14 protein-coding genes are annotated in these 20,651 nt (G+C 49.6%); 8 read left to right on the forward strand and 6 right to left on the reverse strand.

Going from position 1 to position 20,651, the window contains the following annotated elements; translation table 11 throughout:
* Window positions 1-19: 19 nt before the first annotated feature.
* Window positions 20-2,842 carry an Rne/Rng family ribonuclease gene (locus AC2D8L_RS04105; RefSeq protein ID WP_484684175.1) on the reverse strand — a complete coding sequence of 941 codons (2,823 nt, stop codon included), beginning with the start codon at window positions 2,840-2,842 and terminating at the stop codon, window positions 20-22.
* 597 nt (window positions 2,843-3,439) lie between these two features.
* On the opposite strand from AC2D8L_RS04105, the gene AC2D8L_RS04110 reads away from it, so the two are divergent.
* The 3 genes from AC2D8L_RS04110 (at window position 3,440) to prfB (ending at window position 8,528) form a co-directional block, all read left to right on the forward strand.
* The gene (locus tag AC2D8L_RS04110) at window positions 3,440-4,702 is read left to right on the forward strand and encodes an N-acetylmuramoyl-L-alanine amidase (protein ID WP_484684176.1); all 1,263 of its coding nucleotides are present in this window, start codon (window positions 3,440-3,442) and stop codon (window positions 4,700-4,702) included.
* Between the two features lie 188 nt (window positions 4,703-4,890).
* Window positions 4,891-7,308, forward strand: coding sequence for a penicillin-binding protein 1A (locus AC2D8L_RS04115; RefSeq protein WP_484684177.1), 2,418 nt, complete (start codon window positions 4,891-4,893; stop codon window positions 7,306-7,308).
* Between the two features lie 106 nt (window positions 7,309-7,414).
* Window positions 7,415-8,528, forward strand: a protein-coding gene (gene prfB / locus AC2D8L_RS04120) for a peptide chain release factor 2 (protein ID WP_484684178.1) whose coding sequence is annotated in 2 segments (ribosomal slippage) — window positions 7,415-7,483 and window positions 7,485-8,528 — 1,113 coding nt in all. Because the reading frame shifts where the segments join, the coding sequence is not laid out codon by codon here.
* Window positions 8,529-8,544: 16 nt separating this feature from the next.
* Here the strand turns inward: prfB and AC2D8L_RS04125 are convergent.
* The 3 genes from AC2D8L_RS04125 to bcp all read right to left on the reverse strand — a co-directional run bounded on the left by AC2D8L_RS04125 (window position 8,545) and on the right by bcp (window position 11,045).
* Window positions 8,545-9,687 (reverse strand): M23 family metallopeptidase, encoded by a 1,143-nt coding sequence (locus AC2D8L_RS04125; RefSeq protein ID WP_484684179.1) that lies wholly within the window; start codon window positions 9,685-9,687, stop codon window positions 8,545-8,547.
* A 72-nt stretch (window positions 9,688-9,759) separates the two neighbouring features.
* Window positions 9,760-10,572, reverse strand: coding sequence for a ferritin-like domain-containing protein (locus AC2D8L_RS04130; RefSeq protein ID WP_484684180.1), 813 nt, complete (start codon window positions 10,570-10,572; stop codon window positions 9,760-9,762).
* Window positions 10,572-11,045, reverse strand: coding sequence for a thioredoxin-dependent thiol peroxidase (gene bcp / locus AC2D8L_RS04135; protein WP_484684181.1), 474 nt, complete (start codon window positions 11,043-11,045; stop codon window positions 10,572-10,574). Before bcp ends, AC2D8L_RS04130 begins: the two co-directional genes overlap by 1 nt.
* A 155-nt stretch (window positions 11,046-11,200) precedes the next feature.
* Between bcp and AC2D8L_RS04140 the strand changes: the two genes are divergently transcribed.
* Window positions 11,201-14,674 carry a hypothetical protein gene (locus tag AC2D8L_RS04140; RefSeq protein WP_484684182.1) on the forward strand — a complete coding sequence of 1,158 codons (3,474 nt, stop codon included), beginning with the start codon at window positions 11,201-11,203 and terminating at the stop codon, window positions 14,672-14,674.
* A gap of 53 nt (window positions 14,675-14,727) precedes the next feature.
* Here AC2D8L_RS04140 and tyrS read toward each other — a convergent pair whose 3' ends face one another.
* Both tyrS and AC2D8L_RS04150 read right to left on the reverse strand, forming a co-directional pair.
* A complete protein-coding gene (gene tyrS, locus AC2D8L_RS04145; RefSeq protein ID WP_484684183.1) occupies window positions 14,728-15,978 on the reverse strand; it encodes a tyrosine--tRNA ligase in 1,251 nt (416 codons plus the stop codon).
* A gap of 49 nt (window positions 15,979-16,027) precedes the next feature.
* The gene (locus tag AC2D8L_RS04150) at window positions 16,028-16,690 is read right to left on the reverse strand and encodes an alpha/beta hydrolase (protein ID WP_484684184.1); all 663 of its coding nucleotides are present in this window, start codon (window positions 16,688-16,690) and stop codon (window positions 16,028-16,030) included.
* A gap of 266 nt (window positions 16,691-16,956) precedes the next feature.
* On the opposite strand from AC2D8L_RS04150, the gene AC2D8L_RS04155 reads away from it, so the two are divergent.
* From AC2D8L_RS04155 to sufC, 4 genes are all read left to right on the forward strand, one after another.
* Window positions 16,957-18,111 (forward strand): cysteine desulfurase family protein, encoded by a 1,155-nt coding sequence (locus AC2D8L_RS04155; protein WP_484684185.1) that lies wholly within the window; start codon window positions 16,957-16,959, stop codon window positions 18,109-18,111.
* Between the two features lie 28 nt (window positions 18,112-18,139).
* Complete coding sequence (sufB, locus tag AC2D8L_RS04160; RefSeq protein ID WP_484684186.1) at window positions 18,140-19,609, forward strand: Fe-S cluster assembly protein SufB; 1,470 nt, start codon at window positions 18,140-18,142, stop codon at window positions 19,607-19,609.
* Window positions 19,610-19,771 (forward strand): hypothetical protein, encoded by a 162-nt coding sequence (locus AC2D8L_RS04165; protein ID WP_484684187.1) that lies wholly within the window; start codon window positions 19,610-19,612, stop codon window positions 19,769-19,771.
* Window positions 19,772-19,881: 110 nt separating this feature from the next.
* Window positions 19,882-20,637, forward strand: a complete 756-nt coding sequence (gene sufC, locus AC2D8L_RS04170) for a Fe-S cluster assembly ATPase SufC (RefSeq protein ID WP_484685148.1) — start codon at window positions 19,882-19,884, stop codon at window positions 20,635-20,637.
* Window positions 20,638-20,651 lie beyond the last annotated feature (14 nt).

Below are 20,651 nucleotides of genomic sequence, written 5' to 3' on the forward strand. Positions count from 1 at the left end.
TTTCTAAACGCTACTCCGCTCAATCAGAGCCTAAGAAATTACGCTGCCACCAGCCTTTTTTGACTTTCTTGGTAGGTTCTTCTGCTTTTTTGTCATCTGCGGTTGGCGATGAAGACGTAACAATTATGCCTTCTTCGGGCAGTTTCTTTTCAGCGCGTTCTGGACGTGGATTGCTTTCTGCTTCTGCAGGAGCTGGTTCGGTCTTAGCAGCCTTGGCTGTTTCAACTTTAGGCGCTGCGCTTTCAGCGCTAGGCGTATCGGTAGCTGCTTTATCCTGAGCAGTGCTTTCTGATTTAGGTTTGCGGCCACGACGACGCTTCGGTTTTTCTTCTGCTGGTTTGTCAGCTTCAGTTTGGGCGTCTTCAGCGCTTGCGCTTACCTCTGTGCTTTGCGCGTCATCAGATTTCTTTTTACGTGGGCGTCGAGCGCGTTTTTTAGGCTTATCTTCTGATGGCGTTTCGCCATCAGTTTCTGAACCCGTTGCATCCGAAGCTACGCTTGATGCTTCAATTGCAGCAGCGGCTTGCACATCCATGGGCGCATCCTGAGACGGTGCGTCACCAGATGGTGCATCGCCGGATGCCGCATCTTGAGATTTGCTTTGATCAGAAGTTTCGTTCTCGTTTGCTTGAACGTCACCGTCTTGAACGCGACGATTGCGACGGCCGCCACGGCGACCGCGACGACGGCGCTTCTTCGGCTGATCGTCGTCACCATCTTCATCATTATTGTCTTCAGACTTGGTTTCAGCATTCTCAGCCTTGGCTTCGTCCGTTTTGTTTTCTGAATTATTGTTGTCGCGATCTCGGCCCCCACGACGTCTGCGCTTACCGCGACGTCGGCTGGACTTCTCTTCTTGACGCTCTTCGTTCTCATCTTCGTCTTTTTCAACGTCAGCATCGTTTTCTTCAACGATTGGCGCTGCAATCGGTGCTGAATCTACTTTGACGTGATTTGACTGGCGGATTTCGCTCGTATCGTATGGGTCGCCTTTTTCGATCGTAAATTGATCGCCAAGCAAATGATTGTCTGCGGTGATTGCAATCGCCAACCCGAAGCGGTGCTCGAGGTTCAGCAATTGGCTGCGTTTTGCGTTCAGCAGATATAGTGCAACTTCGCTTGGAACTTTGACGTTGATCGATTGGCCTTGCTTGCGCATAACCTGATTTTCAATCGCGCGCATAACCATCAAGGCCAAGCTGTCGACTGAACGCACAAGACCAGTACCTGTGCAAACGGGGCAGGTGATGGTTGAACTTTCCAGCACGCCAAAACGGATGCGTTGGCGTGACATTTCCAATAGACCGAAATGCGAGATGCGACCCACTTGAATGCGGGCGCGATCAGATTTCAAACTATCCTTAAGCTTGCGTTCAACCGCACGAATGTTGCGTTTCTCTTCCATATCGATGAAATCGATAACGACTAGCCCAGCCATATCACGCAAGCGCAATTGGCGGGCCAATTCTGCGGCCGCTTCAAGGTTAGTTTGAAGGGCTGTGTCTTCAATGTTGTGTTCTTTGGTTGCTTTGCCCGAGTTAACATCAACTGAAACAAGCGCTTCGGTCGGGTTGATCACCAAGTAACCGCCTGAGGGCAGGGTCACTTGAGGGGAGAACATCGAATCGAGTTGCTCTTCTACACCGTGACGGGAGAAAATCGGCTGTTCTTCGCGGTAAGGCTGAACGTTCTTTGCGTGGGACGGCATAATCATACGCATGAAGTCTTTTGCTTCACGATATGCGTCTTCGCCCGACACTTGAACTTCAGAAATCTCTTTATTGTAGAGGTCACGAATGGAGCGCTTGATCAAGCTGCCTTCTTCATAGACCAAGCAAGGGGCCGTGGACTCTAAAGTCAGGCTGCGTACATTTTCCCAAAGGCGCAAAAGATATTCAAAGTCGCGTTTGACTTCTGCCTTTGTGCGGCTTGCACCGGCTGTGCGCAGAATAACGCCCATGCCTTTTTGCACGTCCAATTCACTGGCAACCTGCTTAAGCCGCTTGCGGTCAGCAGCGTTGGTGATTTTGCGCGAAATACCGCCACCGCGGGCTGTGTTCGGCATAAGAACCGAATAGCGACCTGCAAGCGATAGATATGTCGTTAGTGCTGCGCCTTTATTGCCGCGCTCTTCTTTTACAACTTGAACCAACAAGACCTGACGGCGCTTGATGACTTCTTGAATTTTGTAGACCTTGGCCTTTTTCTTGCGACGACGCTGGGGAACTTCTTCCATTGCGTCTTCAGCGCCAACTTCGTCAACGCCGTCATCTTCGCTTGAGGCACTGCTTTCGTCTTCATTACTGTCGCTGGCGTTATTTTCAGCGTCGTCTTGTGATTTTTCGTCGGCAGGTTCGGCTTCTTGTGCAGGTGTCTCTTCTACTACCGGCTCACTAGCAACAGTTTCTGTTTCCACAACAGCTGCTTGAGTGGTTTCCTCATCATCTGCAGCTGGCGTATCAGGTTCTGGCGCTGGCTCTTCAACATCCAAGATACTTGGTTGATCGGCAGCGGAAAGGTCTTCTGCATCGGACTGAGCACTTTCGGCTTCTTCCGCTTCCTCTTCAGCCAAAAGCGCGTCGCGATCAGCTTGTGGGATTTGATAATAGTCTGGGTGAATTTCAGAGAACGCAAGAAAACCGTGGCGATTTCCGCCATAATCGACAAAGGCAGCCTGTAGTGAAGGCTCTACTCTGGTCACTTTAGCGAGGTAAATGTTGCCTCGTAATTGCCGTCTTGCGGCGCTTTCAAAATCAAATTCGTCTAGACGAGATCCGCTAGTTACTACTACTCGTGTTTCTTCCGGGTGGATTGCATCCACCAGCATTTTTCTTGTTGCCATGTATTATTACTCCACATCGCCGCGCGCTTCTGCGTCTCAAATCACCAAAAAGTGTCTGACTGCCAGTGCGCACCGGGATGTATTCCATTTTGAAGCCACGGCCGGAGTTAGCGGCGGGGCGATTGTTTGGGGAAATTGAGTGGCACGCAAACATGGGCCATCGCGCGCTGAGCGTGCGTTCACCTGTTTGATTGAGATGCCTCATCACAATTTCTTTCACTTTGCCCTATGTTTTTGAAACAATGTCCAAAATTAAGAGCGGGCCATTCGGCCGAATTCATCATTCTCAAGTGAACTTTCTTCCCGTCAGCGCCTAATTTCGTCGCTGCTATGTTGGGTTGATCGGCGCCTACATCAACAATTGGGGCTTAAAAGCGACAATTGGTTGGGCAAAACACGCCAGTCCACAATTTTGGTGTACGTTCGAAATGCAAAATAAGCAACAAATATGTTTGTGAGCCAGCGCGAGAAATCGGCGTTTGCCCGGAATTTGGCACTTTTCAAAATTATACACATCCGCGTCGCATTCAATTTGAGGAACCATACGCCCCAAATAGAGAATCATTTATACAGTGAGAAACAGTTAGCGAGGTGCCTATGCGGCATTGGGGATATGTCAGCGCAATTTTGACGCTGATATTCAGTATTTTGTTTGGCTTTGTTGGGTTGGCGCAAGAAGAGACGCCAGCAGCACTAACAAATGACATCCAAATTCTGGACGCGCGGATCGCTTCGGCGCCTGAACGCAACAGAATTGTCTTCGATTTGACAGGCGAGGTCGCCTATTCGACGTTTCCAATCGATCAGCCAGACCGCCTCATCATCGAGTTTGAAGTGCAAGGGCTTGCCACCGCTGCGCCGAACTCACTGGATGCGACAGGTCTCGTTCAAAAAATGAGTTTGGGCATGTTGGACGACAACATTGCCCGTGCGGTGATCTTTCTAAATCAACCAGTTCAGGTAGGCGACATCAAGCTCACACCGGCCGATGGTGGACAGCCCGCAAGGTTGGTTGTTGAATTGGCGCCGGGTACACGCGAAATTTTTGATCAAGCTGTTGCCGCCATAAAAGCAGAAGAGGCACAGGCGCAAGCAAATGCAAAGGCCATAGAAGAAGCGTCAGCTTCACCAGTGGACGGACCTGCTGCGCCGGTTGAGGCACTGGACGCCGCAATTAGACCGCTCATCCTAATCGATCCGGGGCACGGTGGCATCGATATGGGGGCAAAAGGTGAAACGGGTCAGTTCGAAAAAGACATTGTTTTGCAAGTGGCCAAGCGCCTGCAGTCAGAACTGTCGGCTCTCAATCGATTTGATGTCGCTTTGACCCGGGATGGCGACACTTTCCTGACGCTTAATGAGCGCGTGCAATTGGCACGGGACAATCAGGCGAACCTATTTGTTTCGCTCCATGCCGATTCATTTGATCAACCATTCGTTCGCGGTGGGAGTGTCTATACAAGAGACGAAACTGCAACGGACGTGCTGGATAAGGTGCTGGCGGATACAGAAAACCAAGTTGATCTGGTGGCCGGCTTCAACCCCCCATCGGACAATGAACGCGTTGTTGATATTTTGGTGGATCTCATGCGCCGTGAGACCCGGCGGCAATCTTATGTTGCAGCACAGCAACTTGTTGGACAAATGAATGCCGCGATACCAATGCGTCCGCACCCCTTGCGACAAGCGGATTTTTTCGTGTTGCAGGCACCAGAAGTGCCTTCCGTTTTGATTGAATTGGGATTTTTGTCAAATCGGGAAGATTTGACCAATCTTTCGCAAGCTGAATGGCAGCAAAAAGCTGCGGTGACGCTGGCGCGCGGCATTGCCAAATATTTTGACGTTAGCGTCCAACCGTGATTAAAGCGCTCCACTTGAATAAAACATGTCGTTTTTGCCATATTCTGGTCTCATGAAGCGACTATCGGATGAGTTTGAAATTTGCACTAAACAAATTGCCATTTGTGGATCAGTCGGGAATGCCCGAAAAATCGGGTTAGCCGGTTAGAACTGCAGATTGGGGTTTGTGATCGGGAAATAACAGCAAGATGCTACGATTTTTAGGTTGGCTATTTGGGTTTGGCGTTTTCATGGGCTTTGTGGTGCTTGGCGGCGTCGGCATTTTTCTATGGAACCTATCGCAAGATTTGCCAGATTATACCGTTCTAAAAGACTATCAGCCTCCGGTGACCACGCGGGTACACGCGGCTGACGGTACATTGCTGGGCGAGTATGCCCGTGAGCGGCGTCTGTTCCAACCCATCGAGACGGTGCCACCACTTGTAGTGCAAGCGTTTATCTCCGTCGAAGATAAGAATTTCTATTCTCACGGCGGCCTTGCGCTTGACGGTATCGTGCGGGCATTGCGCGATAATGTGCAGAAAAAGATTGATGGGACATCTGGACCTTTGGTAGGTGCATCGACCATCACGCAACAGGTTGCGCGAAACTTTTTGCTGACGCTTGATCAAACTTGGGACCGTAAAATCAAGGAGATGTTGCTCGCGATCCGCATTGAGCAGACATTTTCCAAAGATAAGATTATGGAGTTGTACCTCAATGAGATTTTCCTTGGCTTCAATTCCTACGGTATCTCGGCGGCGGCTCTGAACTATTTCGATAAAGCCTTATATGAATTGACCATTGCAGAGGCCGCATACATTGCGGCGCTTCCCAAAGGTCCTGCCAACTATCATCCAATTCGCAAACCAGAAGCTGCGATTGCACGTCGAAACTATGTGATTGATCGCATGGTGGAAGAAGGATATATTAAGGCAGCTGAAGGTGAGGCGGCGAAAAAAGAGCCGTTGAACGTTTTCCCACGCACATCTGGCTCGCAAATTTTCTCCGCTGAATATTTCGCGGAAGAAGTTCGCCGTCGCTTGTCGCGCATTTATGGTGATGATCAACTCTATGGTGGCGGTCTTTCTGTTCGAACGACCATGGAACCGCAATTGCAAAAATATGCGCGTAAAGCCTTGATGGACGGTCTTGTTAGTTTCGACCAGAAAAAAGGATATCGCGGTCCCGTTGCTTCCATCGAGATTGACGAAGATTGGGGTGATGACCTTGCAAAAATAAGCCCATTAGCTGACGTACCTGAATGGCGGCTAGGTGTTGTGATTGAACTGGGGCAAAATTCTGCGGTTGTTGGTCTACATCCAGGCAAAGATCTGCAAAATCGTGCAAATCCAGAGCGCGAAACTGGTCAATTGCCGGGTAAGCAACAAAAATGGATTTCAAAGCCGCTTTCGCAAGTTCTCAATATCGGCGACGTGATCTATGTTGAGCCTGTGCCAGGCGAAGAAGGCATATTCCAAATGCGCCAACCGCCTGAGGTCGAAGGCGGGTTAGTTGCAATGGATCCACGTACCGGGCGCGTGTTGGCGCTTGTTGGTGGGTTCTCATTTGCGAGTTCTGAATTTAACCGCGCAACGCAGGCGCAACGTCAGCCGGGTTCGTCGTTCAAACCGTTCGTATATGCGGCCGCGTTGGACAATGGTTACACGCCAGCATCTGTGGTGCTCGACGCACCGTTAGAGATCAAGAATACAGACGGTTCAACTTATCGTCCGGAAAACTACTCCGTTCAGTATTACGGACCGCAAACGTTGCGGCGCGGCATTGAACGTTCACGTAATGTTATGACTGTTCGCTTGGCGCAAGATATCGGCATGCCCCTTGTTTCTGAATATTCTCGTCTGTTCGGCATTCACGATAATCTGCCACCATATTTGGCCATGGCGCTTGGTGCCGGGGAAACGAGTGTGCTGCGGATGACTGCTGCATATGCCACAATCGCCAATGGTGGCCGCAAGATCAACCCAACACTGATTGACCGCGTGCAGGACCGATATGGCAAGACTGTATTCAAGCATGATGAGCGGATTTGTGATGGCTGTGAGGCCGGCGAGTGGCAAAATCAGGCAGAGCCTTTGGTCATTGATACGCGTGAGCAAGTGCTGGATCCGATGACCGCCTATCAAATCACGTCGATGATGGAAGGTGTGATTAAGCGCGGCACAGGCGCACGGGTGCGCGCAGTTGGTCGCCCTGTTGCGGGTAAAACAGGCACCTCAAACGATTATAAAGACGCGTGGTTTGTTGGCTTTACCCCAGAAATGGCTGTTGGCGTTTATGTCGGTTATGACACGCCCAAGAACATGGGACGTGCAGCAACAGGCGGCGAATTAGCTGCCCCAATCTTTACGGCCTTTATGAAAGAAGCGCTTGCTGGCAAGCCACCAACACCTTTCAATATTCCGGGTGGAATGACCCCAATTTGGATTGATCCGAAAACAGGCGTTAAAGTCTCGGGTGGCGAAGGCGCGATTGTTGAAGCGTTTAAGCCGGGCACAGGGCCAAACCTTATCACGTCGGTTATCGGCATTGATTCTGAAGTGTTCGAAGAGCTTGAAGGCGGCACCAGCCAAGACTTCAACGCGGGACGCGGCGGACTGTTCTGATCTAAGCTGTTTGTAACAAATTTGGGGTGATGGTGTGAGCCTTGCGGCAAACGCATGAACCCGCTAAACCTAAATTACCAATTTTAGCAAGAGTTTAGAAGTACGTATGCGCGCAGAAATTCAAACAGTCGTCGATGAGATCGAGCAGGCCATGGGCTTGCTAAGGAGGCATCTTTGACTGGGATACAGCCCAATCTCGCCTGGATGAACTAAATCAACAGGCAGAAGATCCTGATCTTTGGAACAATACTGAAAAGGCACAGGCGGTCATGCGCGACCGGACGGCCCTAGAAGGCCAGATTAATGCAATTGCTGAGCTACAGGCGACGCTGACGGACAATATCGATCTGATTGAATTGGGCGAAATGGAAGACGATCAAGAGGTCGTCACAGAGGCTGAGAAAGCGCTGATTTCATTGAAAGTCCAAACTGATCGTATGCAGGTTGAAACATTGCTGTCGGGCGAAGCGGATGCGAATGATTGCTATATCGAAGTGCACGCAGGCGCTGGCGGAACAGAAAGCCAAGACTGGGCCAACATGCTTTTGCGCATGTACACAAGATGGTCTGAACGCAGTGGTCGTAAAGTTGAAGTCATGGAAATGCATGACGGTGAAGAAGCAGGCATTAAGTCTGCAACTTTGCTGGTTAAGGGCCTCAACTCCTATGGTTGGCTGAAAACAGAAAGCGGTGTGCACAGGTTAGTGCGTATTTCGCCCTATGATTCCCAAGCACGTCGCCACACGAGTTTCTCCTCAATTTGGGTCTATCCGGTTATTGACGACACGATCGACATCGAAGTCGCCGAGAGTGAAGTACGGATCGACACCTATCGCGCATCGGGCGCAGGTGGCCAGCACGTCAACACAACGGATAGTGCCGTGCGCATCACCCACTTAGAAACTGGGATTGTGGTGCAATGTCAAAATGACCGCTCGCAGCACAAGAACAAAGCAACGGCCTGGCAGATGTTGCGTGCCCGCCTGTATGAGGCCGAATTGCAAAAGCGCGAAGAAGCTGCCAACGCTGAAAGTGCACAAAAGTCTGAAATTGGTTGGGGGCATCAAATTCGTTCGTACGTATTGCAGCCCTACCAGATGGTCAAAGACTTGCGCACGAATGTTGAAAGCACCCAGCCTTCCGATGTGCTTGATGGCGATCTAGACCAATTTATGGAAGCGGCGTTGGCGCTGCGTGTTGGCAAGTCGGACGACGAATAGAGTTTTGGACGAGGCCCTAGTTCAAAAATTTGGATAATTTATTGCCTGCAACGATGAACCGTTCTGGATTGATCGGTTTGTCGTTGCGTCGCACCTCCAAATGGAGGTGAGGGCCTGTGCTGCGGCCAGTAGAGCCGACCAGTCCCAATGTTGTGTTGGCGCTAACTTTCTTACCCACACTCACTTTGATCTTCGACATATGCGCATATCGCGACACCAGACCATTTGGATGGGTAACTTCTACCACATTGCCATATCCGCCCTTACGTCCGGCAAATGTGACATTGCCGACACCAATCGCGCGAATTTTTGTGCCACTTGAAGCACGAAAATCTAGTCCGGAATGAAATGCTGATTTGCCGGTAAACGGGTCCCGTCGATTCCCAAAACGCGAACTATATTTGTTCGCATAGGGAAGTGGTCGGAATATTGGGGCAGACTTGATTACGTCTTTTGCATTTTGAAGACGTGACAGGGCTGACATCGCGGAGTTGGCCGCGTGGATATGGTCCGATGGTTCAAAACCGGGCCGAGCGGGGATGAAGGGGCCACCTGTCGCGCTTTTTGACGCGATAGAGAGGCCCGCGCGCTTCAGTTCTTTGGTGATCAAGTTCGTGCGTTCATCAGCAGATATTGCGATGGCGCTAAGGGCTGCCAAACTCTCATTCTGCATATCAATAATGTTCTGCGAAACGCTGGCGATATCTGAAGCGGAAGTTGTGTTCGTTGCTCCTCGCTTTGACGTTCGAATGGCACTGCTTGGTGCGGATGCAACGTCAATGCCCATCGATTTTGCTTTTTCAGCCAAAGACTTAACGTAGTCATGCTGTTCCAAAAGTAGTTCTTGCTGTGCTGCCAAATCCTGCAATTGGAGATTGATGTCGCCAGATTTCGCGAATTGGCGGGAATGCAATCGGTCGAGTTCGGTGCGCAAATGAGCGATTCTATTTTCATAGGCCGCAATTTGTAGGGTCGATTTAGCGGAGAGGGCATCTGCAATTTTGGGCGACTTATATAGCGCAATCCCAAGGAAGATATTGGACGAGAACAGGATCGTAACAAGTCCGTAAATCCAAGCATTTTTGAACCTGCCGTTCAAAAAGGTCTTCGTTAGAGAAGTGGATGTTTTTGCCCCATTCTGGGTTCCAAAGCTACGCACAGACTACTCATTGTTTCGATCAACTTAGATTTTGCTGATCATGAACGAGCATGGTTAACAAATGGAGAAAAGTCAGCCGATTATGGACGATAGAGGCTTATAGAACTGAGGCGTGAGGCCTGCAGCACTGCGTGCCTTGTCGTTGAATGGCGGTTTCAAAGCGCCACGGAAATGGTTTCGAACGAGATTTTGAAATGTCTCAACGGGTTTCTTATGTTCTTTGTCACACATATAGCGGAACCATTTTGACCCGAACGCCACATGCCGCTTTTCGTCATTGTAGATTGTCTCTAGGATTTTTGCGGTTGCCATGTCGCCATGGCCAATTGTTCGTTCAATCATTGGCGGGGTGATGTCTAACCCACGCGCTTCAAGCACCAATGGGATTATTGCCAATCGGGCCAGTAGATCATGGGCGGTTTCAGCACAAGATTGCCAAAGGCCATCATGGGCGGGCAAGTCGCCATAGTTAATACCGATTTCAGTTAGGCGGTTGTCAAGGAGACGGAAGTGCTTTGCTTCTTCCATGCCCACCTGCACCCAGTTGTCGAAATAGGAAAGCGGTAGATTTGTGCCACATGATCGGGCGATCAAATCCCAAGTTAAATCAATGGCACTTAATTCAATATGCGCCAACGCATGAATATGCGCGCGACGTCCTTCGGGCGTGCTTAGATTGCGTTTGGGCATTTTGTGGGGCGAAAGAAGGATTGGCTTTTCGGGCCTTCCGGGCGTATCCGGCAAAGCCGCGGCGTTCATTCGCCCCTTCGAAATACGCCGGTGGAACCAGTCCTTTCCAAGCTTTAAGGCAAGCCCGGTTTTTTTGTCCAAGTTAGGCTCTGCGACAACGGCCACAGCACCATCGAACAAGTTAAAATTAGGCATTAGTTCTGCGCGGCCTTCACGAAGTCCAGCACAGCATTGGCATGTTCTTTTGCTCGGACTTTTCGCCAAATGTTTGAAAGATTTCCGTTCTCGTCAATCAGGAATGTAGCCCGCTCAATACCGAAATGGGTTTTGCCATACATCTTTTTCTCCACCCACACGCCATATTGCTCAATGACAGTTTTTTCTGGATCCGAACCCAAGATTACGCTGAGTTCATGTTTCTTGCGGAAGTTTTCATGCCGCTTGATGCTATCTGCTGAAACGCCGATCACCACTGTGTTGAGGGCTTCAAATTCTGAAAGAAGACCCGAGAAGTCTATGTTCTCGATCGTGCACCCGCTGGTATCGTCTTTGGGATAAAAGAACAAAACCACATTTTTGCCGCGGTAATCGGCGAGTGAGAACGTGCCGTGCGAATCGGTAGGTAGTTCGAATTGCGGGGCAGGGTTGCCTGTGCGTAGTTCATCCATAATTAAGCGGCCTTTGCGCAGTGAGAGTGTGGAAATATTAATGTTTGTTATCAGTGCCTTAGAACCGTCTCTTTTTCAAGCTAGAGTTGGCGCTTGTGATCAAGGTTGGCAATTGATTATCAATGGGTTGGGGAAACGCGTTCATTGCGGGCTAAATGACACAAACGGATAACAGCAAATATAGGCCATTTTGGCGTCGACATCGATATATGTGGCCTGCTCTTGTGTTGCTTCTGCTGGCCGCATTTATTGTTCGGTTGATTGTCGCGCCAATGAGCATGCCATTTGTTGATCGTGTCATTCAGGATCAGTTTGCCGCGCAATTTCCTGCCAAGGAGTTTCAGCTCTCCTACAAGAAGAGTGGCATACGTCTGAGGGATGGCTGGATGCCGACGCTCCAGCTAAATGACGTTTCCGTGCTTAACATTGGCAGCGGTGCTAAGTTCAACAGTTCTTCAGTCAAGTTTAGCTGGTTTACGCCGGCAATGTTTGTGGGCAGTCCAACTTTGGAGGTTTTAGTCGAAAAGCCAAATATTCAGTTGGTGCAAGACTATAACGGAATTCGCCTCGCCCATATTGAAATGGATGATGATGCCCAATCTGAGCAACCCCTGATCCGGCTGCAGACGGACGGTGAAGATACACAAAAAATTCGCGTAACGAATGATGGTGTGATTTCGGCGGCTGATGGGCAACAAAAGCAAGCCAAAATTAGGTCTGACAATGCGTGGGCGATTGAAGGCATTGAGTCGCTTGAGCAAGCATTTTCGGCATTTGCCTCCAAATCCCAATCGGTTTCTTTTCGCGCCGTCAAGATTGAGGGCGCGAATGTTGAGCTGGTTGATCGGATCTACCAACTTTACCGTCGTCTTGACGATGTTGATATGCGAATGGAGCCGTTCGGGCAGGACGTTCAAATGGATATCGCCTTTTCGACAAGTGGCCGGCGGACATTTGGCGAATTGGTTTGGTCGGCCCGTGAAGACGACAAACGCAGCATCAAAGGCCAATATGAGAATTTGGATCTGGCACTGATCCTACCGTTCTTGGATGATCAGGATGGGGTGTTCGCGCTCAAAGGCGGCACTGACATGACATTTGATCTCCAATTCACCGAGGTCGGCGTGGTGCATGGGGCCTTTGAGATGGATATTTCCAAGGCGCAGGCGGCAATCGAACAAGACTTCTTTGATATTGAAGCCAAGGCGGCGAGCGTGGAATGGTTCCCGCAGGATGCCAAATATGTACTTGCGCCATATGCCATCAAAATTGGTCAATCATCAACATTACTGGACGGTGAGTTTTTGCTTGGTCGGGATGATCAGTTTGGCCCAACCGTTAGTTACGCCCTTCGGTTTCGTGACACATATTTACAGCCCAACGATTTAGATGTGCCTGAAAACGTTATCGACGAAATAACAATTTCGGGTTGGTCGGCACCCTTGTATGGCGCCACGGGCATTGATCGTCTTTTGTTCACTGACGACCAGATCGAGTTAGCTGGACAGGGACGCATTGACGTCCTTCAAAAAGGCCTTGGGTTTGATATCTCGCTGTTTGGCAAAGGCGCGACGGCGGATGACCTAAAAAGAATTTGGCCATACTTTTTGGCGACCGAAGCTAGAGAGTGGTTTGTGGAGAACGTCTTCGGCGGGCGAATTGAAGAAGCCAAAATGCGGTTCAATTTTCCGGTGGGCACCGTTGGTAAGCCTGGCGAAGACCGCCGCATCCCTGACGGCGGGGTATCCATTGAAGGCACGGCCAAAGGCGTGAAGTTAGTGCCGTTGCCCGGTTTTCCGACCATTGAAATTGACGGCACCACAAACATTTCGGTCAAAGATCATCATTTGGTGATGGGGTTTGACAAAGCATTGGTTCGGAATGAAAGCGGTGAAGTCGTTATAGAAAACGCTGCATATCTCAACCGCGATAGCGGAGCAAAAGAACAGCTGTTTGAAATTTCTGGACAGCTGAAGGGCGCAATTTCCACACTTGTTTCGATTGCCAATAAAGAGCCGCTCAACCTGTTGGAAGATTTTGAAGTCGAATATCGCCCACAAGATCTAACAGGTACCGCAGATGTGCAAGTTATTGCGACGATCTCGCAGGATGAAGGCGGCAAGCCTAAGGGCCTTGATTATACGCTAAATGGTTCGGTCAGCGACTTTGCATCCAAATTCCCAATTGAAGGGCGAACAGTCAGCGGTGGGCAGGTCAAATTTACCGCATCACAAGCCGGATATCGTGTTGCCGGCAGTGCCACAGTTGATGGAATTGGTGCAGACCTATTGGTGGTTTCAAGCGATGGCGCCAACCCGACTATTACGGCAAGTGCGACTTTAACTGAGGAAGATCGCAAGGAACTTGGCATCGACTTAAGCCAGTTCGTAAAGGGTCCGCTGCGGTTTGTTGGCAGACCATCGGGCGAAACCATTCAGGTCGCTGTAGACCTTACTGACGCGCAATTGCAATTTGCTGAGTTGGGGTTGAAAAAGAACAAAGGCGTCAAAGGACAGTTGAACGCGACATTGCTGTTGGATCAAACGCTTATTGATGCGCAAACTGTTGACTTGCGATTCGGCAACGTGCGTGTCGCGGGCAGTCTCATCTACGATATGGTTGATGGCCTGCAATCGGCCAACATTGTTGATCTGGTGTTGAACGAAGGCGATAAAGCCAGTGTTTCGATGGAGCCGATTAAGGGTGGCTTCGCGGTTAAGGTTGTGGGCGAGCAACTAGATCTCAAGCCAATGCTGAAACGTTTTCTTGGTTTGGGCGAAGATGCGAGCACGCAAGCGACATCGAACGCCGAACAGCAAATTATTGATATTGAAGTTAAATTGGACCGGGCACTTGGGTTCTATAAAACCACGGCCTATAGCGTTGATGCGCACTTGGTCTTTAAAGGCGCTGATTTTATCCGCGTCGACCTGCAAGCGTCGTTAGGGAACGCAAAAGTTGTTTCCATCGCCACCAATCCAGTACCCGATGGGCGATTAATGTCAGCCGCTTCAAATGATCTAGGCACCTTGCTTCGCTTCATTGGCATGTATTCGCGTCTATTGAATGGTGATGGCAGTTTAGTCCTTCGGGTGGCTTCAGATAAATATGAGAATTCGGGCGAGTTCGTTCTGAACGATTTTTCCTTGGTTGATGAGGACAAAGTTGCGCAAGTGATGGGCAATCACCGAGATAGTCGTAGTTTAATTCAGCGAGAAAACCGTGTGAATTTTAAACGGGGTCAAGTGCGATTTGAACGTTCCGGCGAAGTCATCACTGTAAATGAAGCATCGCTAGATGGTGGATCGATTGGCGGCACTATGCGGGGCGCGATATACACTGATCAAAGGCGCTATGACTTGGTAGGAACTTATATTCCACTGTTTGGTCTCAATAACATTTTCCAAAAACTACCATTACTCGGCAGGATTTTGGGCGGTCGAGATGGCGAGGGTCTATTGGGTGTAACTTTCGCAGTGCGCGGTGAATTGGATAATCCCAAATTCTCCATCAACCCCGCTTCCATTCTGGCGCCCGGCGTATTCCGCCAAATATTCGAGTTCCGCGCCCAGGGCGGCGACTTGCAGGCCAAGAAGGCACTTGAGGCAGTTGACGAGGGCAGCAACTAATACGGGGCCTGTGGCCCCGTAAGAAATTGTTCAGCTACCGAGTTCTTTTTGCTCTATTCAGGCTGCAGCAAAATGTGACGTTTTTTACCTGAAGATATTTTGATGACGCCTTCGGGTAGAAGATCAGCATCAGAAATGGTTGAGCGCTCGTCTTCAACCTTTTTGTCATTCAGCTTTAGGGCACCAGATTTAATCATCCGACGTGCTTCGCCATTCGAGCCTGCCAGCCCTGAAAGGACTGCTGCATTAAGAATGCCGATACCCACGTTCAAATCAGATTTTGAAATCACAACACTTGGCAAAGAAAGGTCGATTGCGCCTTCTTCAAAGGTTTGGCGGGCAGTTTCAGCAGCAGCGTTGGCGGCATCCTGTCCGTGAACCAATGCTGTGGCGGCGGTGGCCAAGATTTTTTTGACCTCGTTCATTTCGCCGCCCTCTAGGCCTTCCCATTTGGCAATTTCATCAAGCGGCATGGTGGTGAACATGCGCGCGAATTTCGTGACGTCTGCGTCGCCTGTATTGCGCCAAAACTGCCAATAGTCATAGACCGAGTACATGTCTGCACGCAGCCAAACCGCGCCAGAAACGGATTTACCCATCTTCGAGCCATCCGACTTGGTGATCAGTGGCGTGGTGACAGCGAATGCCTCATTGCCGTTAAGACGACGAGTGAGTTCAACACCAGAGAGAATGTTGCCCCACTGGTCGGAGCCACCCATTTGCAGGGTGCAGCCGTAGCGCTTATTGATTTCAGCGAAATCATAGCCCTGAAGAATCATATAGTTGAATTCGAGGAAGCTAAGTGATTGTTCGCGTTCCAAACGTTGCTTGACTGAGTCGCGGGCAAGCATTTGATTGACAGAAATCTTGCTGCCGACTTCGCGCAAAAATTCAACATAGTTGAGTTTCATCAGCCATTCGGCATTGTCGAGCATTTGCGCATCGGTTGGGCCGTCGCCAAACTCTAGGATGTTGTCGTAAATGCCGCGAATGCTGGCTTTATTTTCTTCAATAATTTGCGGCGTCATGATTTGACGGGTTTCTTCTTTGCCAGAAGGGTCGCCCACCATGGATGTGCCACCGCCCATAAGGACGATTGGTTTGTTGCCGGTTTTTTGAAGCCAATATAGGCACATGATCTGCACGAGGTTGCCCACGTGCAAACTTTTCGCCGTTGCGTCAAAGCCAATATAACCTGTTACCGGACCTTCACACAATTTTGCGTCCAGGCCTTGTGCATCAGAAAGCTGATACAAAAAACCACGGCTCTCGAGCGTGTTCAAGAAGTCGGATTTGTAAGTCATAGGCTTTTCCTTTGGGATTTACCCCAATTATTTTTCTTTGTGTATTTAACTAACGGCCGCCGCCGGATGCGATATCTGCGCGTCGGCGATCTAGGTATTCAGCGGTGCGTTCTACGAGATCTTCGATTTTGTCTTCAAAGAAGTGGTTCGCGCCTTCAACGATCTGCTGTTCGATGGTGATGCCTTTTTGTGTTTGCAACTTATCGACCAGCTTTTGAACTGATTCTGGTGGTGCAACACGGTCGTTCTCACCATGGATGATCAAGCCAGATGAAGGGCAAGGGGCCAAGAACGAGAAGTCATATAGATTTTCTGGTGGCGCAACTGAAATGAAGCCTTCAACCTCAGGACGGCGCATCAAAAGCTGCATGCCAATCCAAGCACCAAATGAGAAACCAGCGATCCAAACGCCCGGGCTTTCTTTGTTCAGTGTTTGTAGCCAATCCAAGGCCGCCGCTGCGTCTGACAATTCGCCCAAGCCATGGTCGAATGCGCCTTGTGAGCGACCAACACCACGTGAGTTAAAGCGAAGTACAGAAAAACCGCGCTCCACGAACATATAGAACATGTGATAAATGATCTGGTTGTTCATTGTGCCGCCGAACTCTGGGTGCGGGTGCAACAGAATGGCAACGGGCGCGTTGGGCTCCTTGGACGGCTGGTAACGACCTTCTAGACGACCGGATGGGCCATTGAAAAAGACTTCAGGCATAAACTTGACCTTTTCTCGCGCTTTTAACTCTTCAATGCCTTGTTGCTGCCAGATCGATCAAACGAACATGTGAGTGGCGGCGAAAAAGGTTGACGAATGGTTGCGTGCTTCCTAAAACGTGAGGGCAAAAAACCAGTTTAGAATTATTCAAAACTAGTTTTTCGTCCCATTCTTGCGAACTTGAGCGATCCTTTTACCTATTTAGGTGCTCAAATTTCAAGAACTGATTGGATAAATTGGCAAACTGAGTGAATGAAATTCGATAAATGACCAATAAAACCACATATCTTGACCATCATGCGTCCGCACCGCTGCTTCCCGCAGCGCGCGAAGCCATGCTTGATATGTTGGATATTGTTGGCAATCCATCGTCTGTTCATGCCAGCGGGCGCAAACTACGCGCTGCAATTGAAGATGCACGCGATAAAGTAGCATTAGCTGCAGGAACGGCCCGCGGGCGGGTGATTTTCACCGGCTCTGCAACAGAAGCACTGACGCAAGCGATTGTTGGCGGTGTAAAGTCTGGGGATGTGTCGCGCATCCTTTACGGTGCGGGAGAACATATGGCGGTGATACGCGCGGTGCAATCTTGTGACGTTGACACCCAGTCAATCTCAATGCTGCCCAATGGCCAATATGATTTGGAAGAGTTGGCCCGTTTAGTGGCAGAGGCTGGCGAAGCGGATCAACGTTTGATGATCGTTGTTCAGCAAGTGAATAACGAAACCGCAGTCATACAGCCAATTGCGGATATTGAGTCGCTTGTGCTGGATACCAATCACTTGTTGATTTTGGATGCGGCGCAGGGATTTGGCAAAGTTCAGTTTTTCTTCGATCCATCAAGGGTCGACGCGATGGCGGTTTCTGCCCATAAGATTGGCGGCCCGGTCGGCGTTGGTGCACTGATTGTGAAGCCGGCGATGGATGGCGCGAAATTGATCCCCGGTGGCGGGCAAGAGCAGGGCCGTCGCGGCGGAACAGAAAGCGCATCGCTTATTGCCGGGTTTGGCGCCGCATGTGTCGATGTACACAAGAGATTTGACGATTTGCGCGAATTAAAATTAGTCGACTTGGCGCAGGCTGAACTGTTGAAAATAGCGCCGGAAGCAACCATCTTTGGTGCGGACGTAAACAGGACAGGTACTGCACTTTGTTTTGCTGTGCCAACATTAAAGAACAACATTAGCATGATCAATTATGATCTTGAAAATGTTTCTCTTTCGGCAGGTTCAGCTTGCTCGTCAGGTAAGGTTTCTCGATCACATGTATTGAGCGCAATGGGAGTTGATGATGCCCTTGCGGATTGTGCGTTGCGGTTGAGCGTGGGGTGGAACTCCACAAGGGATGATATTGAGAGATTTTTGGCGGTAACTAAAAAAATAGTTTCCCGCCACCAATCGGATCGCGGCGCAGCTGCGTAAGAGATTGGGAAGCGTTTAGGAGCATAAAATGGTAGCGGTTCAAGAAACAATCGATCACGTCAAAGAGATTGACGTCGATAAATATAAATATGGGTTCAAAACCGATATCGAAATGGACATGGCGCCAAAGGGCCTGAACGAAGATATTGTACGCTTTATTTCAGCCAAAAAGGACGAGCCAGAATGGATGCTTGAAATGCGTCTTGATGCGTTTCGTCGTTGGCAGAAAATGGAAGAGCCTGATTGGGCACGGGTGAATTACCCAGAGATCGACTTCCAAGATCTATATTATTACGCCGCTCCAAAATCGACACCAGGGCCGAAAAGCCTGGATGAAGTCGATCCTGAATTGCTTGAAACGTATAAAAAACTTGGCATTCCACTGCAAGAACACGCAGCATTGGCTGGCGTTGAAGGTGCACGGATTGCTGTTGACGCTGTTTTTGACAGTGTTTCTGTTGTAACGACATTCCGTGAGGAACTAGAAAAGCACGGCGTAATTTTCTGCTCTATCTCAGAAGCGCTAAAAGAACATCCGGAACTCGTACGTAAATATCTTGGTACCGTTGTTCCAGCCACCGACAATTTCTACGCCACGCTTAACGCGGCGGTGTTTTCTGACGGATCATTTGTTTATATTCCAAAAGGCGTTCGTTGCCCGATGGAATTGTCGACTTATTTTCGGATCAACCAAGAGAATACTGGCCAATTTGAGCGGACATTGATCATCGCTGAAGAGGGCTCCTATGTGAGCTATCTTGAGGGCTGTACCGCACCAATGCGTGACGAAAACCAATTGCACGCTGCAGTGGTAGAGCTGGTTGCGTTGGATGACGCGGAAATCAAATATTCCACCGTTCAAAACTGGTACCCCGGCGACAAGGACGGCAAGGGCGGTATTTACAACTTTGTGACAAAGCGCGGCGATTGCCGCGGGAAGAACTCAAAAATTTCTTGGACACAGGTTGAAACCGGTTCCGCTGTAACGTGGAAATATCCAAGCTGCATCCTTCGCGGTGACAATTCAGTTGGTGAGTTTTACTCAATTGCTGTTTCCAACGGTCATCAGCAAGTGGATAGTGGCACAAAGATGATCCATTTGGGCAAGAACACATCTAGCCGGATCATTTCCAAAGGTATTTCTGCTGGGGTGTCACAGAACACCTATCGCGGTCAAGTTTCAGCGCATGCGAAAGCGACTGGCGCGCGAAACTTTACCCAGTGCGATAGTTTGCTGATTGGCGATAAATGCGGAGCCCACACGGTGCCCTATATTGAAAGCAAAAATCCAACAGCTGTGTTTGAGCATGAAGCGACAACGTCGAAAATTTCTGACGATCAAATGTTTTATTGTCAGCAGCGTGGCCTAAACGAGGAAGAAGCAGTTGCTTTGATCGTGAACGGTTTTGTGCGCGATGTGCTGCAGCACTTGCCAATGGAGTTTATGGCGGAAAGTCAAAAGCTGATCGGCATTAGCCTAGAAGGCAGCGTTGGGTAAATGGCAGAGTTTCTTTTTGCATTGGCAGTAGGTGTGGGCATGGGCTGGCTGGTGGCTGGGCGTGTGAAAAAAGACGAACCCGAAATGTACAGGCAAATTGGTTTAATCGCCGGCGTAATTGCAACAGGTCTCGTTTGGGCCGTTGCTTATTTCGTTTGGTGAAACAAAAATTTAGTGCAGCAAATGCTGCGAGATGAACAATGCCCGATGGGCAACAGAGTTTGGTCGATGGGATGCGACCTAAATTGAAGGACGATGAAATGACAACGCCAATTCTTGAAATCAAAGATTTGCACGTAAAGGTTGAGGAAGAAGACAAAGAGATCCTCAAAGGCGTGAACCTGACTTTGCCAGCGGGCGAAGTGCACGCGATCATGGGCCGCAACGGTTCAGGCAAATCGACGCTTTCTTATGTGCTTGCGGGCAAAGACGGCTACGAAGTGACGCAAGGTCAAATCTTGTTCCATGGCGAAGACTTGCTTGAAATGGGCGCGGATGAACGCGCCGCTGCTGGCCTGTTTTTGGCGTTTCAATATCCGATTGAAATTCCTGGCGTTGCAACAATGACATTTTTGAAAGCGGCGTTGAATGCCCAGCGTAAATCACGCGACGAAGAAGAGATGAAAATCCCTGATTTCATGAAGATGGTGAAAGAAGCCTCTGCCAAGCTTGAAATCAAACAAGACATGCTACGACGCCCGCTAAATGTCGGCTTTTCTGGTGGCGAAAAGAAACGCGCTGAGATTTTGCAAATGGCGCTTATGCAGCCGTCGCTTTGCGTTTTGGACGAAACGGACTCTGGTCTTGATATCGATGCGCTGAAAATCGTTTCAGAAGGCGTCAATCATTTGCGTTCTGAAAACCGCTCAATGCTGGTGATTACGCACTATCAACGTTTGCTGAACCACATTGTACCTGATCGTGTTCATGTGTTCTCTGACGGCCGCATTGTTGAAAGTGGCGATCGTGAATTGGCACTTGAGCTTGAGAGCAAAGGTTATGCTGGTTTTGACGGCGAAGCGGCATAAGGCGGGTTTAATCT

Source organism: Maritalea sp. YIW29, assembly GCF_057219265.1.